The 19,697-nt window shown below is 63.3% G+C and carries 17 protein-coding genes; 5 read left to right on the top strand and 12 right to left on the bottom strand.

What is annotated here, in order from left to right; genetic code table 11:
* Nucleotides 1-3: 3 nt before the first annotated feature.
* Entirely contained in the window at nucleotides 4-831 is an 828-nt protein-coding gene (locus FEZ59_RS15525) for a DUF3097 domain-containing protein (RefSeq protein ID WP_172932853.1), read from the bottom strand.
* 67 nt (nucleotides 832-898) lie between these two features.
* Here FEZ59_RS15525 and FEZ59_RS15520 point away from each other — a divergent pair, with 67 nt between their 5' ends.
* Complete coding sequence (locus tag FEZ59_RS15520; RefSeq protein ID WP_019748431.1) at nucleotides 899-1,690, top strand: hypothetical protein; 792 nt, start codon at nucleotides 899-901, stop codon at nucleotides 1,688-1,690.
* Here the strand turns inward: FEZ59_RS15520 and FEZ59_RS15515 are convergent.
* Both FEZ59_RS15515 and FEZ59_RS15510 read right to left on the bottom strand, forming a co-directional pair.
* Nucleotides 1,680-3,446 carry an enoyl-CoA hydratase-related protein gene (locus FEZ59_RS15515; RefSeq protein WP_242459820.1) on the bottom strand — a complete coding sequence of 589 codons (1,767 nt, stop codon included), beginning with the start codon at nucleotides 3,444-3,446 and terminating at the stop codon, nucleotides 1,680-1,682. The genes FEZ59_RS15520 and FEZ59_RS15515 overlap by 11 nt on opposite strands.
* A 181-nt stretch (nucleotides 3,447-3,627) precedes the next feature.
* Nucleotides 3,628-4,119: a hypothetical protein gene (locus tag FEZ59_RS15510; RefSeq protein WP_134999245.1), complete on the bottom strand. Its 492-nt coding sequence runs from the start codon at nucleotides 4,117-4,119 to the stop codon at nucleotides 3,628-3,630.
* A 77-nt stretch (nucleotides 4,120-4,196) separates the two neighbouring features.
* Between FEZ59_RS15510 and FEZ59_RS15505 the strand changes: the two genes are divergently transcribed.
* Nucleotides 4,197-4,538: a metallopeptidase family protein gene (locus tag FEZ59_RS15505; RefSeq protein WP_003944783.1), complete on the top strand. Its 342-nt coding sequence runs from the start codon at nucleotides 4,197-4,199 to the stop codon at nucleotides 4,536-4,538.
* A gap of 106 nt (nucleotides 4,539-4,644) precedes the next feature.
* Complete coding sequence (locus FEZ59_RS15500) at nucleotides 4,645-5,253, top strand: hypothetical protein (RefSeq protein ID WP_020907744.1); 609 nt, start codon at nucleotides 4,645-4,647, stop codon at nucleotides 5,251-5,253.
* 17 nt (nucleotides 5,254-5,270) lie between these two features.
* Here the strand turns inward: FEZ59_RS15500 and FEZ59_RS15495 are convergent, their stop codons facing one another.
* From FEZ59_RS15495 to FEZ59_RS15460, 8 genes are all read right to left on the bottom strand, one after another.
* Entirely contained in the window at nucleotides 5,271-6,323 is a 1,053-nt protein-coding gene (locus tag FEZ59_RS15495; protein WP_021344248.1) for a ferrochelatase, read from the bottom strand.
* 84 nt (nucleotides 6,324-6,407) lie between these two features.
* Entirely contained in the window at nucleotides 6,408-7,205 is a 798-nt protein-coding gene (gene inhA, locus FEZ59_RS15490) for an NADH-dependent enoyl-ACP reductase InhA (protein ID WP_003944803.1), read from the bottom strand.
* A gap of 54 nt (nucleotides 7,206-7,259) precedes the next feature.
* A complete protein-coding gene (gene fabG1 / locus FEZ59_RS15485) occupies nucleotides 7,260-8,009 on the bottom strand; it encodes a 3-oxoacyl-ACP reductase FabG1 (RefSeq protein WP_007727875.1) in 750 nt (249 codons plus the stop codon).
* A 70-nt stretch (nucleotides 8,010-8,079) separates the two neighbouring features.
* A complete protein-coding gene (locus tag FEZ59_RS15480) occupies nucleotides 8,080-9,060 on the bottom strand; it encodes a VWA domain-containing protein (RefSeq protein WP_019748426.1) in 981 nt (326 codons plus the stop codon).
* Nucleotides 9,057-10,049 (bottom strand): DUF58 domain-containing protein, encoded by a 993-nt coding sequence (locus FEZ59_RS15475; protein ID WP_003944991.1) that lies wholly within the window; start codon nucleotides 10,047-10,049, stop codon nucleotides 9,057-9,059. Before FEZ59_RS15475 ends, FEZ59_RS15480 begins: the two co-directional genes overlap by 4 nt.
* Nucleotides 10,046-11,164 (bottom strand): MoxR family ATPase, encoded by a 1,119-nt coding sequence (locus tag FEZ59_RS15470; protein WP_225989466.1) that lies wholly within the window; start codon nucleotides 11,162-11,164, stop codon nucleotides 10,046-10,048. Before FEZ59_RS15470 ends, FEZ59_RS15475 begins: the two co-directional genes overlap by 4 nt.
* A gap of 228 nt (nucleotides 11,165-11,392) precedes the next feature.
* The gene (locus tag FEZ59_RS15465) at nucleotides 11,393-12,940 is read right to left on the bottom strand and encodes an NlpC/P60 family protein (protein ID WP_029255350.1); all 1,548 of its coding nucleotides are present in this window, start codon (nucleotides 12,938-12,940) and stop codon (nucleotides 11,393-11,395) included.
* Between the two features lie 451 nt (nucleotides 12,941-13,391).
* Nucleotides 13,392-13,982, bottom strand: a complete 591-nt coding sequence (locus FEZ59_RS15460) for a DUF6676 family protein (protein WP_019748422.1) — start codon at nucleotides 13,980-13,982, stop codon at nucleotides 13,392-13,394.
* A gap of 456 nt (nucleotides 13,983-14,438) precedes the next feature.
* On the opposite strand from FEZ59_RS15460, the gene acnA reads away from it, so the two are divergent.
* Complete coding sequence (gene acnA, locus FEZ59_RS15455) at nucleotides 14,439-17,240, top strand: aconitate hydratase AcnA (RefSeq protein ID WP_019748421.1); 2,802 nt, start codon at nucleotides 14,439-14,441, stop codon at nucleotides 17,238-17,240.
* 101 nt (nucleotides 17,241-17,341) lie between these two features.
* Nucleotides 17,342-17,908 (top strand): TetR/AcrR family transcriptional regulator, encoded by a 567-nt coding sequence (locus tag FEZ59_RS15450; protein ID WP_003944970.1) that lies wholly within the window; start codon nucleotides 17,342-17,344, stop codon nucleotides 17,906-17,908.
* Between the two features lie 60 nt (nucleotides 17,909-17,968).
* On the opposite strand, the gene FEZ59_RS15445 is transcribed toward FEZ59_RS15450, so the two are convergent.
* A complete protein-coding gene (locus tag FEZ59_RS15445; RefSeq protein ID WP_020907739.1) occupies nucleotides 17,969-19,600 on the bottom strand; it encodes an ABC-F family ATP-binding cassette domain-containing protein in 1,632 nt (543 codons plus the stop codon).
* Between the last annotated feature and the right edge of the window lie 97 nt (nucleotides 19,601-19,697).

Raw genomic sequence — 19,697 nt, 5'->3', positions numbered from 1 at the left:
ACGTCAGTTCGGCTCGGTAACGAAATCGACAAGTTGTTCGACGGCACCGATCAAGGGAGCTTCCAGATCGCGGAAGCTCTCGACCGAGTTGTAGACCCGCCGCCAGCCCTCCTGAGGTGTCCCCCAGCCCAGTTCGCGGCAGATTCCCGTCTTCCAATCCTCGCCGCGTGGAATCTTCGGCCAGGAGGCGATTCCGACAGATTTGGGACGAACGGCCTCCCACACGTCGATGTACGGATGTCCGGTCACCAACACGTTCGGGCCGAGGCCCTGAGTCAGTTGGGTTTCCTTGGAACCGGTGACCAGGTGGTCGACGAGGACACCGACACGGCGGCCGGGGCCCGGCACGAATTCGGCAAGCCGCTCCCCCAGATTGTCGAGCCCTTCGAGATGTTCGACGACAACACCTTCGACGCGAAGGTCATGGCCCCACACCCGCTCGACGAGGGCAGCATCGTGTACTCCCTCCACCCAGATCCGGCTGGGCAGTGCCGTGCGTGCACGTAAGCCTTCGACTCGGGTCGAACCCGAAGCCGATCGTGCGGGTTTGGTGGACGCGGGCTTGGGGGCCGGGCGAACGAGGGTGACCGGTGAGCCGTCGATGAGGAAGGCCGCCTCGCGCATCGCGAACAACCGCGTCCGGGAGCGCCCGTCCTCGAGTCGCACGAAATCGCCGTCGTACGTGCGCTCGAAACCGACTACCGCACCGCAGAATCCTGTCGCCGCATCCTCGACGACAAGATCACGTTCGGCCGCCACTTCAGGCGTCACGCGCTTCTGTTTGCGGGTATGACCCGCAAAAATGTCACCGTATCCGTTGCCACCGCTCACGCCGGATCACGCTAGGTCACAACGCCGGGGCCGCGCATGTCGCCACGCCGAACTAAACTTCACGGTCATGAGTTCTCCCAGCGCAACCCTCACCGTGTGGGCAGCGTCATGGCTCGCCGGCGACGCTGCGCCGGACGACGTCATCGACGCCCTTGCCGCGTGGGCGCCGATGCACCTGATCGGCGCTGCCGATGCGGAAACCGCGGTCCGCCACGATCTCGAGTGGCCGGGAGTCACGGCTTCGGGTGTGTCCACCCTGTTGAGAATCGCACGCTCGGAGGCCGCTGAAGTCCGCCTGGTCCTTCCTACGGCCGGCGATGTACGTGGCCTGCCCACTGGCACCGAGTTCGCACGCGCTGCGATCGCAACGGGTGAAGGGATACAGATCGGCGCCGTCGGCAAGCCGGGAGTCGGCCTCGTGCCGTCGAAGGAAGGTCCGGACGTCTTGCGGTGGACGGTTTTCTCCATTCCCACTGTGGCGGGCAGCGCCGAATCGATCGGACTCCGTGAAGCCGAATACGAACTGCGCCAGGCTGTTCGGGACGCAGCGGAGGTGCTCGGCGGGCTTCCGACCGTAGCCACCGGAATGCCTGGGGGCGACGCTCGTACGCTGGTCGCCGAAGCGCTGCAGGCCCAGGCCGGGTACCGCTGGCCGTCGACACTGTCACCTCGGCATCTACAGGTGATCGACACCGCCGACAACGTGGCAGCCATTCTTACCGTCGCTGCGTCGGTCTCGACCAATCAGGCCCCGAGCGTGTCCACTGCGCAGAGGCGTGACGACCTGCTGCGACGACTGTGGGACGTCGTTCGCACTGCCCGTGTCGCGTCGGCGAACAGCGTGTCGATCAGAGCTTGAGCACGAAGTTCCGGCGTTTCTCGGCAAACCCGTTGCGGTCACCGAACATGTCGATCTTCATCTCTTCGAGCTCACGCTCCTCGTAGGGCTCCACCGGATCACGTTCCAGTCGAAGACGTTTGCGCTCCAGCATCGATTCCATCCGATCTCCTTCGAGCAAGTCGGTGGCGACCTCGTGCAACCACGCCTCGAACAGATCCGGCCGCCTGGGGCCGATCGCGTCGACAAGTCCGATGTCCAAGGCTCGACGGATACCGATCGCACTGCACTCGGCCAGCAGGCTGCGGGCCTGCTCCTCGCCGACCCGAGCCGGAAGTGTGTACGTGTGCAGTTCCGAGCCGAACAGGCCCATCGTGGCGTAATGAGGATTGAGAACCACACCGTCCCTGGCCACGACTACGTCGGCTCCAAGCGGGAGCATGACCCCGCCGGCACCGGCGTTGCCTGTGAATGCCGCCACCACAACCTGTTCCGTACAGGTGACGATCGCTTTCGCGATCTCGTTGATGGCTTTGATGTTGGCCCACGCTTCTCCGGCTTGATCCGACGCTGTCTCGATGACGTTGAGGTGGATACCGTTGCTGAATCTGTCGTAGTCACCCGTCAGGACAAGGATCTTGGTGTCCTGCGCGATCGCCCAGCGGAGCCTGGCGGCCAGTCGGGCGCATTGCTTCGTACTCATCGCACCGTTGTAGAAGCGGAACGAGAGATATCCGATTTCGCCGTCGCGGTGATAGTCGGTCTCGGGGTAACGACTCTCCCAGACCTGTGGAACGAACACGTCCGGACGTACGACCGCGGTCGACGGAAGTTTGACATTGCCGGCGCCGACGAGCCGCGCATGTCCGATCCATACGGAGCCCGCACCGGTGGCGACACGTATCGCCTGGTGGAAGTACTCGACAATGGTGCCGGGCGCTGCATCGACGTGGGTATCGGGGTGAGCGTCGTAGACGTAGACCCGGTCGAGCCCCAACTGAACGGCGACGCCGGGAAACCCGTCGGCGGCGTTGACGGCGCGGACGATGCTCGACGCGTCTTCCTCCCAGCTGAAAACGCGATCGGCCTGTTTCATGCTGGGCCTCGATCGGGCCGATGCCACGGGCCGCGCAACTCGGTCCGATGGGATCGCCTGGAAGTCAGGAGTACGGAAATGTTCGACGACCTCCGTAATGCACTCCATCGCCGCGTCGGTGACTGCCTCGTTGTATACCGAAGATTTGGTTACACCGCTCTGGAGTTCGAATGTCCGCCACGCCCACACCGCTCCGGCATCGAGTTCCTCGGCGGCCTGCAACGCGGTCACTCCCCAGATCGGTTCGCCATCCGTTATCGCCCAGTCCAGCGAGGACGGTCCGCGATCACCGGGCGGGCCGGGATGGATGATGATCGTTGTCCACCGCTGCCAAATAGATTCCGGTACATAGGCTTTCAGAAACGGGCAGATGATGAGATCAAAATCTCCCGCAGACGTCGCGGCCAGCACTGCGTCCGCGTCGGCGACGACGGCGGTGCGGACTTGGTGCCCCGCCTCGCGAAGAACAAGACCAGCCCGCTGCGAGAGACCATTGTCGGAGGTGACGAGAAGAAGCACGCTCAACGGTGGCGCGGAAGCCGCGCGTGGGCGTGAGCGCCGGAACAGTGCCGCCGTCGCCGCTCGCAGACGACCCCTGTCCGTTGCATCTTCGCGTAGCTTCGTCGTTGCTCCAGCGCTGGAAATAGCCACAGAAGTCGTGAGTGCGGCCGATTTGGGCATCGGTCTAACTTCGGGGGTCGAAACCATGAATTCCTGCTCGCATGCTCGGGTATCTGCAGCGCAGACCAAACTCCCCCCAGAGCAGGACCGACGCACCGATAGATTGATTGAGGTATTTAGGGACTTTATACCTACCATCGGTTTGTTTCAATAGCTATTTTCAGGCAAACCGCTTGATCGGTCAACCCGCAGTCTTGTGATTGATCGCAATATGTCGGTCGATGCGAATATGTTCGTCCAGCGTTGGGTAGCGCAAACCGGTGTCCTGGCTGTACCCCTGACGGCGCAACCAAGCCAGGACATCGCCCCAGAACCAGATCCCCCCGGCGACCGAGTTGTACGGAATCGGGAAGGGAGTAGCCGCCTGCCGGACCCCTCGCACCCACTGTCCGACAGCTTGCCGCGTCACCCCCGCGCGGTCGGCAATGTCCTGACGTGACACCAAATCGGGATGCGTCCGCTGGGGACGCACGCCTGCAGCCACCAACTGGTCGACCACGGTGATAGCCGTCGTCGCCGCTCGCATACCTTCCGAGGTGAGCGTCAGCAACTGCAGTCCACGCCGGTCCTCGACCTTTCCGCCCAAGCTCTCTTCGATCGCCTGCTCTTGCGAGACTGTCAGCATCTGAACGATGAATGTGAATTCGTAACGGTGATAGAGGTCTTCGGCCACGCAATGAACATAGCCGTAAGCTGCACTGTTTCCACATGGACACACCCGGATCCCGCCCTCGCACGCACAATGGGCAGATGATCGACGTGGACGACAGTCAGTTCGAGGACATGGTCAAGCGGGCGCTCGACAGTCTGCCCCCGAAGTTGGGTGCGGAGATGGCCAACGTCGCGGTGACCGTTCAACTCGAAGGGGGACGACCGGGGTTGCTCGGGTTGTATCAGGGCATCCCACTGACCAAGAGAACCACCACGTACGCCGGCGTCCTCCCCGACCGCATCACGATCTACCGCAGGGCCATCTGTGCGATCTGCAGCACCGAAGACGAGGTGATCGAGCAAGTTCGCCGAACCGTGATCCACGAAATCGGCCACCACTTCGGGATCGGAGATCCCCGGTTGCGTGAACTCGGATGGTGACAACCGACTCATCTACAAGTCGGAAATCAGCTAGAGGTTGATAATCGGCGAATTGTCATGTCAGCTGTACCAAACCCGCAACAATTGAACACTTACAGGAGTTCGCATGGTCAATTTGATCCAGATCGCCCCGAAGAATGCCCCGACGTTTGCGATGAGCCGACAGAAGGCCGCCGAACTGCTGGGCATCTCGGTCGACAGCGTCGCGTTTCTCCTCAAGTCTCGCTATCTCCCGGATCTGGACGCCGGCCGGTTGATCTCGATGGCCAACCAACCCTGGTTGTACTCGGACGGCGACTTTCCCGTGCTACAGCAAGGTGCATCCGAACTAGCACCGAAGAAGATGCTCCCCGCCCGTAAGTACATCGGCGAGAGCGCAATTCACTCCGACGCCGAATGCGTGGAAGCCAACCAGGGACAGTGGGCGGGATTCAACGTCGACCATGTGCTCGGCGCCCGCTTCCTGCCTGTGACGCTGCGCAAGTTTCCGGTGTCAGTGCTGCAGATCCACGACGTCAACGACGACGACGAAGAACGAGTGTCATTTGTAGCGACCCTCGCCGGGCGAGTCCGCGAACTGGGGGCGCCCAAGCTCAACTACATCGACCCGTCACTGAGCCCCGAAGATCGACAGATCGTCGAGACGCTCCTCACCTCACGCAGCACGTCCACCGTTCCGGGACCCTGCGGAAAGCTGAAGCAGCCGAACTCCTGAGCGTCGGAAAGCTTCCGTCAGCGGGGGCGCTGAACGGCCGCGCAGCAGTTCACCGCACACGAGAGACCGTTGGTGGTCGAGCCGAGCAGCGGCTCGACCCCCAATCGCAGTGGCTGCTCGGCGTCGGCCAGTTCCCGAACGAGCGTCGGCACCAGCTGCGCAAAACGCTGATCGCGGCCGGGTGTCGCGGCGCGCACGAAATCCATACCGAGTTCGGCCGCCTTGTCCTTGGCCTCGGTGTCCAGGTCCCACACCACTTCGAGGTGATCGGAGACGAAACCGACAGGACACACGATCACGGCGCGAACGTCCTTGGCGGACAGCGTATCCAGGTGATCACAGATGTCGGGGTCGAGCCACGGAACCTGCGGCGGGCCTGATCGCGACTGCCACACCAGATCAAAATCTTCGACGCCGACGGCCTCGGCAACCAACTTCGCAGCCTCGGCAACCTGTCGGCTGTAGAGGTTTCCGCCCTCTGCCGGCGGCCCTGCATTGCGGTCTGCGGCACTCGGGACCGAATGCGCCGTGAACACCAGGCGCGCGGTATCGCGAGTCGCTTCGGGCAACTCTGCGCGGGCCGCGCGCACACCGTCGGCGAACGCGCCGACGACGAGCGGATGGTCGTAGTACTGACGAAGTTTTGTCAGCGTCGGTGCGCCGTCACCGACGGCTTCACGGGCACGGACGATGTCCTCGTGGTACTGCCGACATCCCGAGTAACCGCCCCACGCCGACGTGGCGAACACGGCGGCATTGCGGACACCGTCCTCGCGCATCTTGGCGACGGTGTCTTCGACCATCGGGTGCCAGTTGCGGTTGCCGAAGTATACGGGCAGGTCCACGCCGGCTGCTGCCAACTCACCTTCGACCCGTTCGATCAGGTCTCGGTTGAGCGCGTTGATGGGCGAAACTCCACCGAAATGCATGTAGTGCTCGACAACGGCGTCGAGCCGCTCCGGTGGCACTCCCCTACCGCGCGTGACGTTTTCGAGGAACGGCCGTACGTCTTCGGGTTTTTCGGGACCGCCGAACGACAAAACGAGAAGAGCATCGAACTGCATGTCCATACTTGCGGTCATGAGTTCAATCTTGCGTGATGCCGTTCGGCGGGGGTCACCCGGGTACTCACCTGTGTAGTAGAAGGGGTGCTACTAGCCGACCATCGCGTGGAAGCCGCCGTCGACGTAGATGATCGACGCGGTCGTGCCGGGCAACCAATCCGAGAGAACGGTGCAGACCGTTTTGGCGACCGGCTCGCGATCGTCGACGTCCCAGCCGATGGGCGCAGCACCGTCCCATGCGGTGTTGAGCTTGTCCAACTCCGCGCCCGGACCGGTGCTGTCGCCGGCAATGGCCTTGGCGGCCAGGGTCTTGATCGGGCCGGAGGACACCAGGTTCGAGCGGATACCGCGGACGCCCACCTCTTTGGCCACGTACCGATTGACGGCCTCGAGGGTTGCCTTGGAGACACCCATCCAGTTGTAGAAGGGCATAGCGCGTGCCGGATCGAAGTCCATTCCGACGATGGACGCGTTGTCGTTGAGCACCGGCAGCAAGGCCTTGGCCAGTGCGCTGTACGAGTATGCGGACACCTCGAGTGCGACCGCCACGTCTTCCCACGGCGCGTCCATGAACGGGCTTCCCAGGCAGGAGCGGGGAGCGAAGCCGATCGAGTGGACCACGCCGTCGATACCCTCGGGAGCCAGCTCGCGCACACGCTCGGCGAGAGATGCGAGATCCTCCGAGCTCTGGACGTTGAGCGAGATTGCCGGCGGCACGGGCTGCGGCAGGCGCTGGGCGATGCGATCGATGAGGCGCAGACGATCGAATCCGGTGATCAGCACCTTCGCGCCCTGCTCCTGCGCGACCTTGGCCACGTGGAACGCGATCGACGAATCGGTGATGATGCCGGTGACAAGAATGGTCTTACCCTCGAGCAAACCGCCCATGAGATGTCCTCCTGATTTCAGACGTACGAGAAAGGTGTGTGTGCGAAAAGCGGGTCAGTGCCCCATGCCGAGTCCGCCGTCGACGGGGATGACTGCACCCGAGACGTATGCCGAATCGTCGGAGGCGAGGAAACTGACAACTGCTGCAACATCTTCCGGCTTTCCGGTCCGCTGCAACGGGATGAACTCGGTGGCCTTGTCCTTCACGTCGTCGCCCAGTGCTGCCGTCATGTCGGTCTCGATGAAACCCGGTGCGACGACGTTGGCGGTGATCGAACGCGAGCCGAGTTCCCTTGTCAGGGAACGAGCGATACCGACGATGCCTGCCTTGGACGCGGCGTAGTTGACCTGGCCGGCTTGTCCCGCCAGACCCACCACCGAACCGAGGAAGATGAAGCGTCCGAAACGCGCGCGCAGCATCGACCGGGTCGCACGCTTCGAGAGGCGGAACGTACCGGTGAGGTTCGCGTCGACGACGCTCGTGAACTGCTCTTCGCTCATTCGCATGATCAGTGTGTCGTCGGTGACGCCGGCATTGGCGACGATGACCTCGACCGGCCCCTGGTGCGCTTCGACCTCTTTGAATGCACGGTCGATCGACTCGGTGTCGGTGACGTCGCAAACGACGCCGAACAACCCTTCGGGGACACCGGAACCGCGGTGCGTGACGGCTACCTTGTGGCCGTCTGCGGCGAGCCGCTGAGCGACGGCCAAGCCGATTCCGCGGTTACCACCGGTGACGAGCACCGAGCGCGGTGTGGTGACGGTCCGTTCGGAAACCACTGTCGTGGGAGGGGTAGACATGGCGATCAACCTATCAATTCTCTGCGGGCCGCGTACCAGCGGTATTTGGACAATTCGGAACTGCTCTCGATCAGGGCAGACGCTGCCTGCGTACCAGGGCAATCGTCAGACCAGCGGTCGCGAACACGACGCCGAGGACCAACCACGGTCGACTCGCATCGCCTCGTGTCGTCTCGAAACCGATCTGCTCTTCGAGCGTGTCGTACACCTGGCGCAGTTCTTCGAGGCTCGATGCCGTGAAGAAACTTCCGCCGGACAGGTTGGCGATCTCCTTCAGTGACGCATCGTCGACCGGGACGGGGATTCGGTCTCCTTCGATCTCGACTCGCCCGTATGTCGTTCCGAAGGAAATGGTCGAGATCGGAACGCCCTTGTCCTTGGCCTGACGGGCAGCGGTGAATCCGCCCCGCGGATCGTCCGAGTTCTCGGGAACGGTCTGCTTACCGTCGGACAGCAACACGATGCGCGCCGGTGGCGCCTGATCGCTGCCGCCGAGAACAGCCGACAGCGTGTCGATCGACTGCAACGAGGTGAAGATCGCCTCGCCCGTCGCCGTTCGCTCACTGAGCTTGAGGTTGTCGATGGCGACCTTCGTCGCGTCACGATTCGTGGTGGGCGACACCAGAACCGAAGCGGTTCCGGCAAATGCGACCAACCCGAGGTTGATGCCGGGAGTCAGACCGTCGGCGAACGACTTCGCAGCTTCCTGCGCTGCTGCCAATCGCGTCGGCTCGACGTCGGTGGCCTGCATCGACAGCGACACGTCGATCACGAGGATCACCGTGGCACGGTTTCGCGGGACCTTCTTGTCTGCCGTCGGACCGGCAAGGGCGACGGTGAAGAACACCAATGCGACGACCATCAGAATCGCCGGAATATGACGCCACCGCCCGGGCCGCGAAGGCGCGACCTTCTCCAGTAGCGCGAAGTTCGTGAACCGAAGTGTGTGCTTGGCCCGCTGCTTCTGCACGAGTACGTAACCGACCACCAACGCGGCGATGACAGCGAGGAACAGCAGCCACCACGGTGCGGTGAATTGAGAAAGACTCACGAACGAACGCCCCCAGTTCCGGCGCCGGCACCATAACTGTGTCGGCGTGCCGAGATGAATCTCACGACGTCGGCGATCCAGTCCCGATCGGTGTGCAGGGACATGAGCGGTGCGCCGCAACGACGTAGAGCTTGCCTGACCTCGACGCGGTGCTCGGCGGCGACTCTGGCGAAGTCGGCGCGCAGTTGCGGCGTCGTGGTGAATTCTCTGGTCCGGCCGGACTCGGGATCGTGGAGCACAACGTCGCCGACGTCCGGAAGTTCGAGGTCGCGCGGATCTACCACCTCGACGCCGAGCACGTCGTGACGTCCCGAAATGGCGCGCAGCGAGCGTTCCCAGTCGATCGGCCCGAGGAAGTCGCTGATGACGACCGCGAGTCCACGCCGACGCTGTGGGCGTCTGAGCGCTTCGATCGCGCCGACCAGATCACCGCGTACCCCGTCCGGAGCGTGCGGAGTCGTCGCGATCTTGCGGAGCATCGCCTGTGCGTGAATGCGCCCACCGCGGGCCGGAATTCGAGTTGTCTGGGCGCCCGTCGAGATGATGGCGCCGACGCGGTTACCGCCCGAACTGGTCAGGTGAGTGATCGCCGCGGCTGCGGCGACAACCAGGTCGCGCTTCTCGCATCCGGCGGTCCCGAAGTCGAGACTTGCAGACAGGTCGATGACAAGCCACGTCTCGAGCTCACGATCCGCGACCGACTGGCGCACGTGTGGGTGCGTCGTCCGTGCAGTCACGGACCAATCCATCTGCCGCACGTCGTCGCCCGGCTGATACTCGCGGGCGTCACCCGGTTCGGAACCCGGGCCGGGAATCAGGCCGAGGTGATCGCCGTGCAGCACACCGTCGAGGCGACGACGAACCGTCAGCTCGAGGGTGCGCAGCGCAGCGGTGAGTTTGGGATCGCTGAGCTCGCCGGATCGGAACGACGGCGGAGAACCGGTGGATCCGGCGGGTGTCGCCTGGCCACCGTCGCGGCCTTCGGTCACTGCGGGCGACTCATCGTCTCAGCGGTCGCGATCGGCGCGCCGTTTCCCTGTGGATTGACTGTGCCCTGTGGATTCGCGGTGCCCTGTGCGTTGAACTGAGGTGCCTGCGGTGCGCCCTGCTGAGGCGGACCGGGAACGGTGGGAACAGGCCGCGCGGCGATCTGCGGCAGTCCGACGGTCTGCAGCACCCGGGCGATGACCGCGTCGGGAGTCACCTCGTCGGCCATGGCGTCGTAGGAAAGAACGAGGCGGTGGCGCAACACGTCCGGGATCACCTCGATGACGTCCTGCGGCACGACGTAGTCGCGGCCGCGGACGAGAGCGAGAGCCCGCGACGCGGCGATGATGCCGAGCGTCGCGCGGGGTGAGGCGCCGTACGCGATCCAGCCCGCGACGTCCTCGAGTCCGACCTCACGCGGCGTACGCGTAGCGGCGATGACCCGGACAACGTAGTCGACGAGCGCGTGGTGGACGAAGACGTTGCTGGCGACGCGTTGGAGCCGCACCAACTCCTCCGGACCGAGGATCTGGTGCGGCTCCGGGGCTGCCACGCCCATCCGGTAGACGATTTCGCGCTCTTCCTCCACTGTCGGGTAGTCGACGAGGATCTTGAACAGGAAGCGGTCGCGCTGTGCCTCGGGGAGCGGATAGACACCCTCGTTCTCGATGGGGTTCTGTGTCGCCATCACCAGGAACGGGTCGGGCATGTGGTAGCGCTTGCCGCCGATCGAGACGTGGCGTTCTGCCATCACCTCGAGGAGCGCGGACTGCACCTTGGCCGGGGCACGATTGATCTCGTCGGCCAACACGAAGTTGGCGACGACGGGTCCGAGTTCGGTGTCGAACTCCTCGCGGCCCTGACGGTAGATGCGCGTGCCGATGAGGTCGGTTGGCACCAGGTCGGGGGTGAACTGGACGCGGGAGAACGAACCGCCGACGACCTTCGCGAAAGTCTCGACGGCCAGCGTCTTGGCGACACCGGGTACGCCTTCGAGGAGGACGTGACCCTTGGCGAGAAGTCCGACGAGAATGCGCTCGACAAGCCGGTCCTGCCCGACGATGACTCGCTTGACCTCGTAGATCGCTCGTTCCAAGGTCTGAACGTCGGCTGCCAGGGAAGGTGCTGCTCCGTCCGCACTTCCGCTCGCCTTGCTTACGTCGACCGTTCCGACCGAATCTTCACGTGAGGTCACCAAGAATCCATCGCTTTCACCTAGAAAAGTACCGACAGTAACGTGTTCCCCGTCAACTATTCCAGGTAGTTGCGCTCGATGCCGTAACACCACGTCGGGAACTTGATAGTTCCCTGACAATGCGGGTGTCAGCGGCATTTCCTCTGACGGTCAGGACACCAGTCGGACGGCGTACGGCGTCATTCCGCCCCAGCGAACCGGGGAGACCATGACACTCGAACCGGATTGTGGTGCCTCGAGCATCTGCCCGTTACCGAGGTAGAGCGCCACGTGCTGGCTGGCGTTGGGACCGTAGAAGATCATGTCGCCGCGTTTCATCTCCGAAGACGGAACCTGCGTGCCCGCGGTGTACTGATAGCCGGTGTAGTGCGGCAGCGAGATTCCGATGCCGGCGAAGGCGTAGATCATCAAGCCCGAGCAGTCGAAACCGACCTTGTTGAAGTCGCCGTAACTGTCGGCGACGCCGCCGTCACGGATGCCTCGCGTCGGACCGTTTTCGTCACCGCCGCCCCAGGCGTACTGCACGCCGAGCTGAGACATTCCGCGGTCGATGACGGATTCGATTGCAGCGCTTCCGGTAACGGAAGGCTTCGGCGTGCTGGGCTTCGGCGTCGTCGGCTTGGGGGTGGTGGGCTTGGGCGTGGTGACCGTTTCCTCTTCGGTACCGGTCTCTTCGTCCGTGCCTGTTTCCTCGTCGGTCCCGGTTTCCTCGTCAGTCCAGGTGTCGTCGTCGTCCGGGATGACGGTCGGAGTCGGGTCTTCCACAGCGGTGTGCGGACGCTGAGCCGCTGCCAGTGCTGCAGCTCGATCCTTGGCGGCCTGGTCGGCAGCTGCGCGGGCAGCAGCCTGTGCGGCAGCTTCCTTGGCGGCAGCTTCGAGAGCCTTCTGATGAGCTTCCTCGGCGCGACGCTGCTCGTCCCACGTCGCATACGCCTGGCGTTGGCCCTGCAAACCTGCGACTGCATTGCGGGCGGCGTCGAGCTGAGCCTGAGCGGAGTTCCGCTCGGCTTCGATCGCGGCCTTCTTGGCAACCTGCTGATCGAGAGCGTTGCGCGCGATCTGAATCGCCTGCTCGGCCAGATCCTTCAGTTGTGCCGCGACCTCGGCGGCGGCGTCGGCCTGCTGCTTTGCCTGGCGGGTCGCGGAGTCCTTGTTCGCCTGCTCGGTACGTGCTCGTTGGAGACCGTCAAGCACTGCGCTCTGCGTATTGGCGAGCAGTTTGAGGACCTGCGCGCGGTCGAGGACGTCGCCCGGGCCCTTGGCGTCGAGGAACGACGAGATGGACGCGGTGTTGGTGCCCTTGACGTAGCTCGAGCGTGCGTACTTGTCGAAGTCCGTCTGAGCGACCTCGATCTGCGCCGACGCGTCCTTAAGAGCTTGTTTGGTGACGCCGACGGCCTGCGCTGCGGTGTCTGCGGCGCCGCGAGCGTTCTGCAGATCCACGAGCGTCTTGTTGACGTCTTCACGCTTGATCGCAACTTCGTTGTCGAGTGCCGACAACTGTTCGTTGGCCGATGCGACTTGATTGATGAGCGCGCTGACGGTGCCGACGCTCGACGAGACCTGCGAATCGGCCGCAGCGATGTCCGAGTCACTCGGATTCGGCGGCGGCGGTGGTACGGCCGAGGACATGGCGGGCGTACCGACGATCAGGGACCCGACAACGCCGAATCCGATGACCAGTTGCGCCAGGCGCATCGACTTACGGGAAGGACCACGACGGGACTCGCCGCCACGTGTTACTTGCCTCACAAATAACTCTCCCTCGCGTGTAACGCCACGGCCCGCTGGGTCGCCGATCCGTGCGGGGAGGGAATGCGCAGACCAAGCACCGGTCGCCCACAGCCCGAGAGCTGCTCGTCGACCTGGACGTGCCGTACGAACGCCACCGTCGACACCTCGAGAACAAGGCAACCGACAAGTACGCGTCGAACAACATCAGCCTGTCTGCGACACTTCTTCCCCAAAAAGTGCCAGTTGTACCGTACGACACTCAAGCGTTCTTTGGAAACTTTAGCCACAAATAACACAAACGGTATTTGAGCTGGTCGAATGGCATGCAGGTACCAAAAAGGGCAGGTACTCACCGCAAACAGCGGTGAGTACCTGTTTTCGACGAGTTACTGAAAATCTCGCAAAAGGACCAAGGTCAGACGGAATCGGCCCGGTGGTCGGAAGATGTCGCCGTTTCTGAAGTCGACGCGACATGTCTGGTTTGCGCGTTTTCCGGCTCTCGCCGCCACTTGACGGCAAAGGTAATTCCGGCAATAACCGCAACCAGTGCGATGACAAGGACCGTGTAAAGCGTCCACGGCGGACCCGGCGCCACGATCTCGTGCGAGAAGCGGTCCGCGGTCACGCTCGCGCTTTCTCCGAAAGATCGGTCCTGCGCGGTTTCGAGCTGCACGCGACTGATCGAGTCGCTGTAGCTACCCATCCAGTCTGGGCTCAGAACGAGAACCGTGCCGCCTTCGGTTTTGCCGACCGTCGTGGCCAGGTCGCGAAGATCGGACGGCCGGCCCGGATTTGCGTCGACCACCACGACGCTCAAGTCGACACCACGTTCACGGGCGTCGGTCACCACCGCAGTCAGCCCCACAACATCGGACTCCGGGGCGGAGACGCCGTCCGTCGAAAGGTCCGCGAGCACGTCGTCGAGATCGACATCCGACGGAACAGCGACGTGCAACGGGGACTTCACGTGCACAGGCGCAAAAGCGTGATTGGTAGGAGCAGACATCTCTCATCCGGGTGCTGTTCGGATTCCGTCCACCGCTGAGATGCGGGGAGTTCTTCCGAGGTCGTTTTTCGGCGGCCGACCCGCGACGGGCCTGCATGCAGCCTACTTCAGGTCGACTGCCACCAGGCGTCACACGCAACCGCCGCGCGTGCCGCCCGAGCGGTAACTGTGGGTGTGGTCACCCAGCCAAGCCTGCGTTGCGCAGGCCCGCAGTCTGCATGAAGATTGTTTCGGTCAACTTGCCCTGAATTCTCACAGGACAAGCGTACTGTTAGACTTGGACCAAGAGGTACCACCGGTCAGGACAGGTTCTACTGCAGCTCCGATGTTCGGACAGTTCTCACGCGAACTGTGCGATTGGCGTGAGCTACGGAGGATCTTCCCGGCCGAAGTACCTCGCTTCAGCTGCCGACACAGCCCCGTCGGTAGCGACCCTCATAGACGAGTGGAGCAGACGTGAGCACCAGTATCGATTCATTCGGAGCCAAGGGAACCCTCGAGGTCGGTGAGAACTCTTACGAGATCTTCCGCCTCTCGGCCGTCCCCGGCACCGAGAAATTGCCCTATTCCTTGAAGGTTCTCGCCGAGAACCTTCTCCGCACCGAAGACGGTGCCAACATCACCGCGGATCACATCCGCGCAATCGCGAGCTGGGATCCCTCAGCCGAGCCGAGCATCGAAATCCAGTTCACGCCTGCCCGCGTGATCATGCAGGACTTCACCGGCGTTCCTTGCATCGTCGACCTCGCCACCATGCGTGAGGCCGTCACCACCCTCGGCGGCGACCCGAACAAGGTCAACCCGCTCTCCCCCGCCGACATGGTCATCGACCACTCGGTCATCCTCGACGTCTTCGGCCAGGCCGACGCACTCGAGCGCAACGTCGACCTCGAATACGAGCGCAACGGCGAGCGTTACCAGTTCCTCCGTTGGGGCCAGGGCGCATTCGACGACTTCAAGGTCGTCCCCCCGGGAATGGGCATCGTTCACCAGGTCAACATCGAGTACCTGGCACCCACCGTCATGTCCCGTAACGGACAGGCATACCCCGACACCTGTGTCGGCACCGACTCGCACACCACGATGGTCAACGGCCTCGGCGTGCTCGGCTGGGGCGTCGGCGGCATCGAGGCCGAGGCAGCAATGCTCGGCCAGCCCGTCTCCATGCTGATCCCCCGCGTTGTCGGCTTCAAGCTCTCCGGTGAGATCAAGCCCGGCGTCACCGCAACCGACGTCGTGCTCACCGCCACCGAGATGCTCCGTAAGCACGGCGTCGTCGGCAAGTTCGTCGAGTTCTACGGCAACGGTGTTGCCGAGGTTCCGCTCGCGAACCGCGCAACGCTGGGCAACATGAGCCCCGAATTCGGTTCCACCGCAGCGATCTTCCCGATCGACGCCGAGACCATCGAGTACCTGCGCCTCACCGGCCGCAGCGACGAGCAGCTCGCTCTCGTCGAGGCGTACGCCAAGGAACAGGGCCTGTGGCACAACCCCGACAAGGAACCCGTCTTCTCGGAGTACATCGAGCTGGATCTGGGAACCGTTGTTCCCTCGATCGCCGGCCCGAAGCGCCCGCAGGACCGAATCCTGTTGTCGGAGTCCAAGACTGCGTTCCGCAAGGACATCCACAACTACGTGGAAGAGAACTACCCGACCGAGCACACCCAGCTCGACGAGGCCGTCGAAGAGTCCTTCCCGGCTTCCGATCCCGCGGTTCTGTCGTTTGCCGACGACGGAGCGGTCGACGTTCTCTCTGCTGCCAACGGCGCAGAAGGCCGTCCGAGCAAGCCGGTCGTCGTCAAGTCCGACGCCGGTGAGTTCGTTCTCGACCACGGCGCCGTTGTTGTTGCAGGTATCACCTCCTGCACCAACACGTCCAACCCGTCGGTCATGCTCGGTGCTGCACTGCTCGCACGCAACGCCGTCGAAAAGGGCCTCGCCACCAAGCCGTGGGTCAAGACCAACATGGCTCCCGGTTCGCAGGTCGTCACCGATTACTACGAGAAGGCCGGCCTGTGGCCGTACCTCGAGAAGCTCGGTTACTACCTCGGTGGTTACGGCTGCACCACGTGCATCGGTAACACCGGACCCCTGCCCGAGGCAGTCTCGAAGGCCATCAACGACAACGACCTCTCGGTCACCGCGGTGCTCTCGGGTAACCGTAACTTCGAGGGACGTATCTCCCCCGACGTCAAGATGAACTACCTGGCTTCCCCGCCGCTCGTGATTGCATACGGCCTCGCCGGAACCATGGACTTCGACTTCGAGACCGATTCGCTCGGTAACGACACCGACGGAAACCCCGTCTACCTCAAGGACATCTGGCCGTCCACGCAGGAAATCGAAGAGACGATCAAGTCCTCGATCGACCAGGACATGTTCCGCAAGTCGTACGCAACCATCTTTGCGGGCGACAGCCGCTGGCAGAACCTCGAAACCCCGAAGGGTGACACCTTCGAGTGGGACGTGAACTCCACCTACGTGCGGAAGCCACCTTACTTCGACGGCATGACGATGGATCCGGCTCCGGTCAAGGACATCAAGGGCGCTCGCGTCCTCGCACTGCTCGGCGACTCGGTCACCACCGACCACATCAGCCCGGCAGGTCCGATCAAGGTCGGTACCCCCGCTGCGCAGTACCTCGACTCCCACGGCGTCGAGCGTGCGGATTACAACTCGCTCGGCTCGCGTCGCGGTAACCACGAGGTCATGATTCGCGGAACGTTCGCGAACATCCGTCTGCGCAACCAGCTCCTCGACGACGTCTCCGGTGGTTACACCCGCGACTTCACGCAGGAAGGCGCACCGCAGGCATTCATCTACGACGCGTCGCAGAACTACCAGGCAGCCGGCATCCCGCTGGTCGTCCTGGGCGGCAAGGAGTACGGCTCCGGATCCTCACGTGACTGGGCAGCCAAGGGCACCAGCCTGCTCGGCGTCAAGGCCGTCATCACCGAGTCGTTCGAGCGCATCCACCGCTCCAACCTCATCGGCATGGGCGTTGTCCCGCTGCAGTTCCCGGTCGGCGAGTCCGCAGGTTCGCTCAAGCTCGACGGCACCGAGACCTTCGACATCGAAGGCGTCGAGAAGCTCAACGAGGGCGTCACCCCGAAGACCATGAAGGTCACGGCGACGCGCGAGAACGGCGAGAAGGTCGTGTTCGACGCAGTCGTACGCATCGATACCCCCGGCGAAGCGGATTACTACCGCAACGGTGGCATCCTGCAGTACGTGCTTCGCAACATGATCCGGGGCTAGTCAACCGAGCCCTGCTCTAACCCACGTGGCGGACTCAGCGAGGTGCTGAGTCCGCCACGTGCGTTCAGAGCACAAAGAAAGCGCGAGACGAGGACAACAACGTGCCCAAGGTCAGTGAAGACCATCTCGCGGCACGGCGCAGTCAGATCCTTGACGGCGCCCGCCGCTGCTTTGCGGAATACGGCTACGACGGCGCCACAGTTCGCCGTCTCGAAGAAGTCACCGGTTTGTCCCGAGGAGCGATCTTTCATCACTTCAAGGACAAGGACGGCCTGTTCCTCGCTCTCGCAAGCGAGGATGCGAGCCGGATGGCAGATGTCGTCGCCGAAGAGGGCCTTGTCCAGGTCATGCGGGACATGCTCGCGCAGCCCGATCAATTCGATTGGCTGGGAACGCGACTGGAGATAGCGCGTCGACTGCGCAACGACGCCGACTTCCGCGAGAAGTGGTCACAGCGCTCCGTAGAACTGACGGAAGCGACCAGTGCGCGCCTCGCCAGACAGAAATCGGCCGGTCGGCTCCGTGACGACGTTCCCACCGAAATTCTGATCGGATACCTGGATCTGGTGATGGACGGCCTGGTCGCGAGAATCGCCTCCGGCCACGGCGTCGACAACCTGTCAGCTGTTCTCGATCTGGTCGAGGAATCGGTGCGGCGGCGAGATTGAGGGGCTTCGCCCCTGTGAGTGGTTGAGGAGTGCGGGGACTCCCTAACCACTCACAGGGGGTTAGGCGAGCTGGATCAGCTCGAGGTATTCCTGCGACCAGTGGTCCTCGTTGCCGTCGGGCAGGAGTATGACCCGCTCGGGGTTGAGTGCCTCGGCAGCGCCCGGATCGTGGGTGACCAGGACGACGGCACCGGTGTAGCTGCGGAGCGCGTCGAGCACCTGCTCGCGTGAGATCGGGTCCAGGTTGTTGGTGGGCTCGTCGAGAAGCAGAACGTTGGCAGCGGACGACACCAGACCGGCCAGAGCCAGACGCGTCTTTTCACCACCCGAGAGCGTTCCGGCCGGCTGTTCGAGCTGTGGGCCGGTGAACATGAAGGCACCGAGCAGAGAACGCAGTTCCTGCTCCCCTGTATCCGGCGCGGCGTGGCGGATGTTCTCCCACACGGACGCGTCGTCGTCGAGGGTGTCGTGCTCCTGAGCGAAGTAGCCGACCTTGAGTCCGTGGCCGGCGATCAGCTCACCCGCGTCCGCCTTCTCCGCGCCCGCAAGGATGCGGAGCAGTGTGGTCTTACCTGCACCGTTGAGTCCGAGGATAACCACACGAGACCCACGATCGATCGCGAGATCGACACCGGTGAAGATCTCGAGCGAGCCGTACACCTTGGTGAGGTTCTTGCCCATCAGCGGAGTCTTGCCACAAGCGGCGGGCTCGGGGAAACGAATCCGCGCAACCTTGTCCGAGACACGTTCGGCATCGAGGTTCGCCATCAACTTGTCGGCTCGCTTGGCCATGTTCTGAGCCGCGACGGCCTTGGTTGCCTTTGCACCCATCTTCGCTGCCTGAATCCGCAGCGCACCGGCCTTCTTCTCGGCGTTCGCGCGCTCGCGGCGACGACGCTGCTCGTCAGTGGCACGAGCGTCGAGGTACTTCTTCCAGTTCATGTTGTAGACGTCAGCCTCACCGCGGACGGCATCGAGGAACCACACACGGTTGACGACGTCGTTGAGCAGGTCGACGTCGTGACTGATGACCACCAGTCCGCCCTCGTGGTTCTGGAGGAATCCACGCAGCCAGGTGATGGAGTCGGCGTCGAGGTGGTTGGTGGGCTCGTCGAGCAGCAGAGTCGTGTCCGAGCGGGCACCGCTGCCGTCGGAGGCGGCAAAGAGGATTCGAGCCAATTCGACACGACGACGCTGACCGCCGGACAGCGTGCTGAGCGGCTGCCCGAGAATACGGTCTTCGAGGCCGAGGCTGCTGGTGATACGTGCGGCTTCGCTCTCGGCTTCGTAGCCGCCGAGGGCCGAGAATCGATCCTCGAGCTGGCCGTACTTCTTGACCGCGCGGTCCTGAGATTCCTGATCGAGCACCTCGCCCATCAGGATCTGCTGCTTCTCCATCTCGCGGAGCATCGTGTCGAGGCCGCGGGCAGAGAGAACCCGGTCCTTGGCGAGGATGCTCAGGTCGCCCTCTTTGGGGTCCTGCGGGAGGTATCCGAGTTCACCGGTGCGTACGACGCTTCCCGCATATGCCTCACCTTCACCGGCGAGGATGCGCAGAGTGGTCGTCTTTCCGGCACCGTTACGTCCGACGAGTCCGATCCGGTCGCCCGGCTGGATGCGCAGCGAAGGCCCGGGAGCTGTGAGAAGGGTGCGGACACCGGCACGAACTTCGAGGTCAGTGGCGGTAATCAAGCAAACTCCTCAGGAAAAACGACGAATACGGGTAAACAATGCCTGACTACAGACACAAGAACTATCGATTTTACCGTGACCTGACGGTCGTTCCGAC

Source organism: Rhodococcus sp. MS13, assembly GCF_013277835.1.
Lineage (GTDB): Bacteria > Actinomycetota > Actinomycetes > Mycobacteriales > Mycobacteriaceae > Rhodococcus_F > Rhodococcus_F erythropolis.
This window is presented reverse-complemented; position numbering and strand designations above follow the sequence as displayed.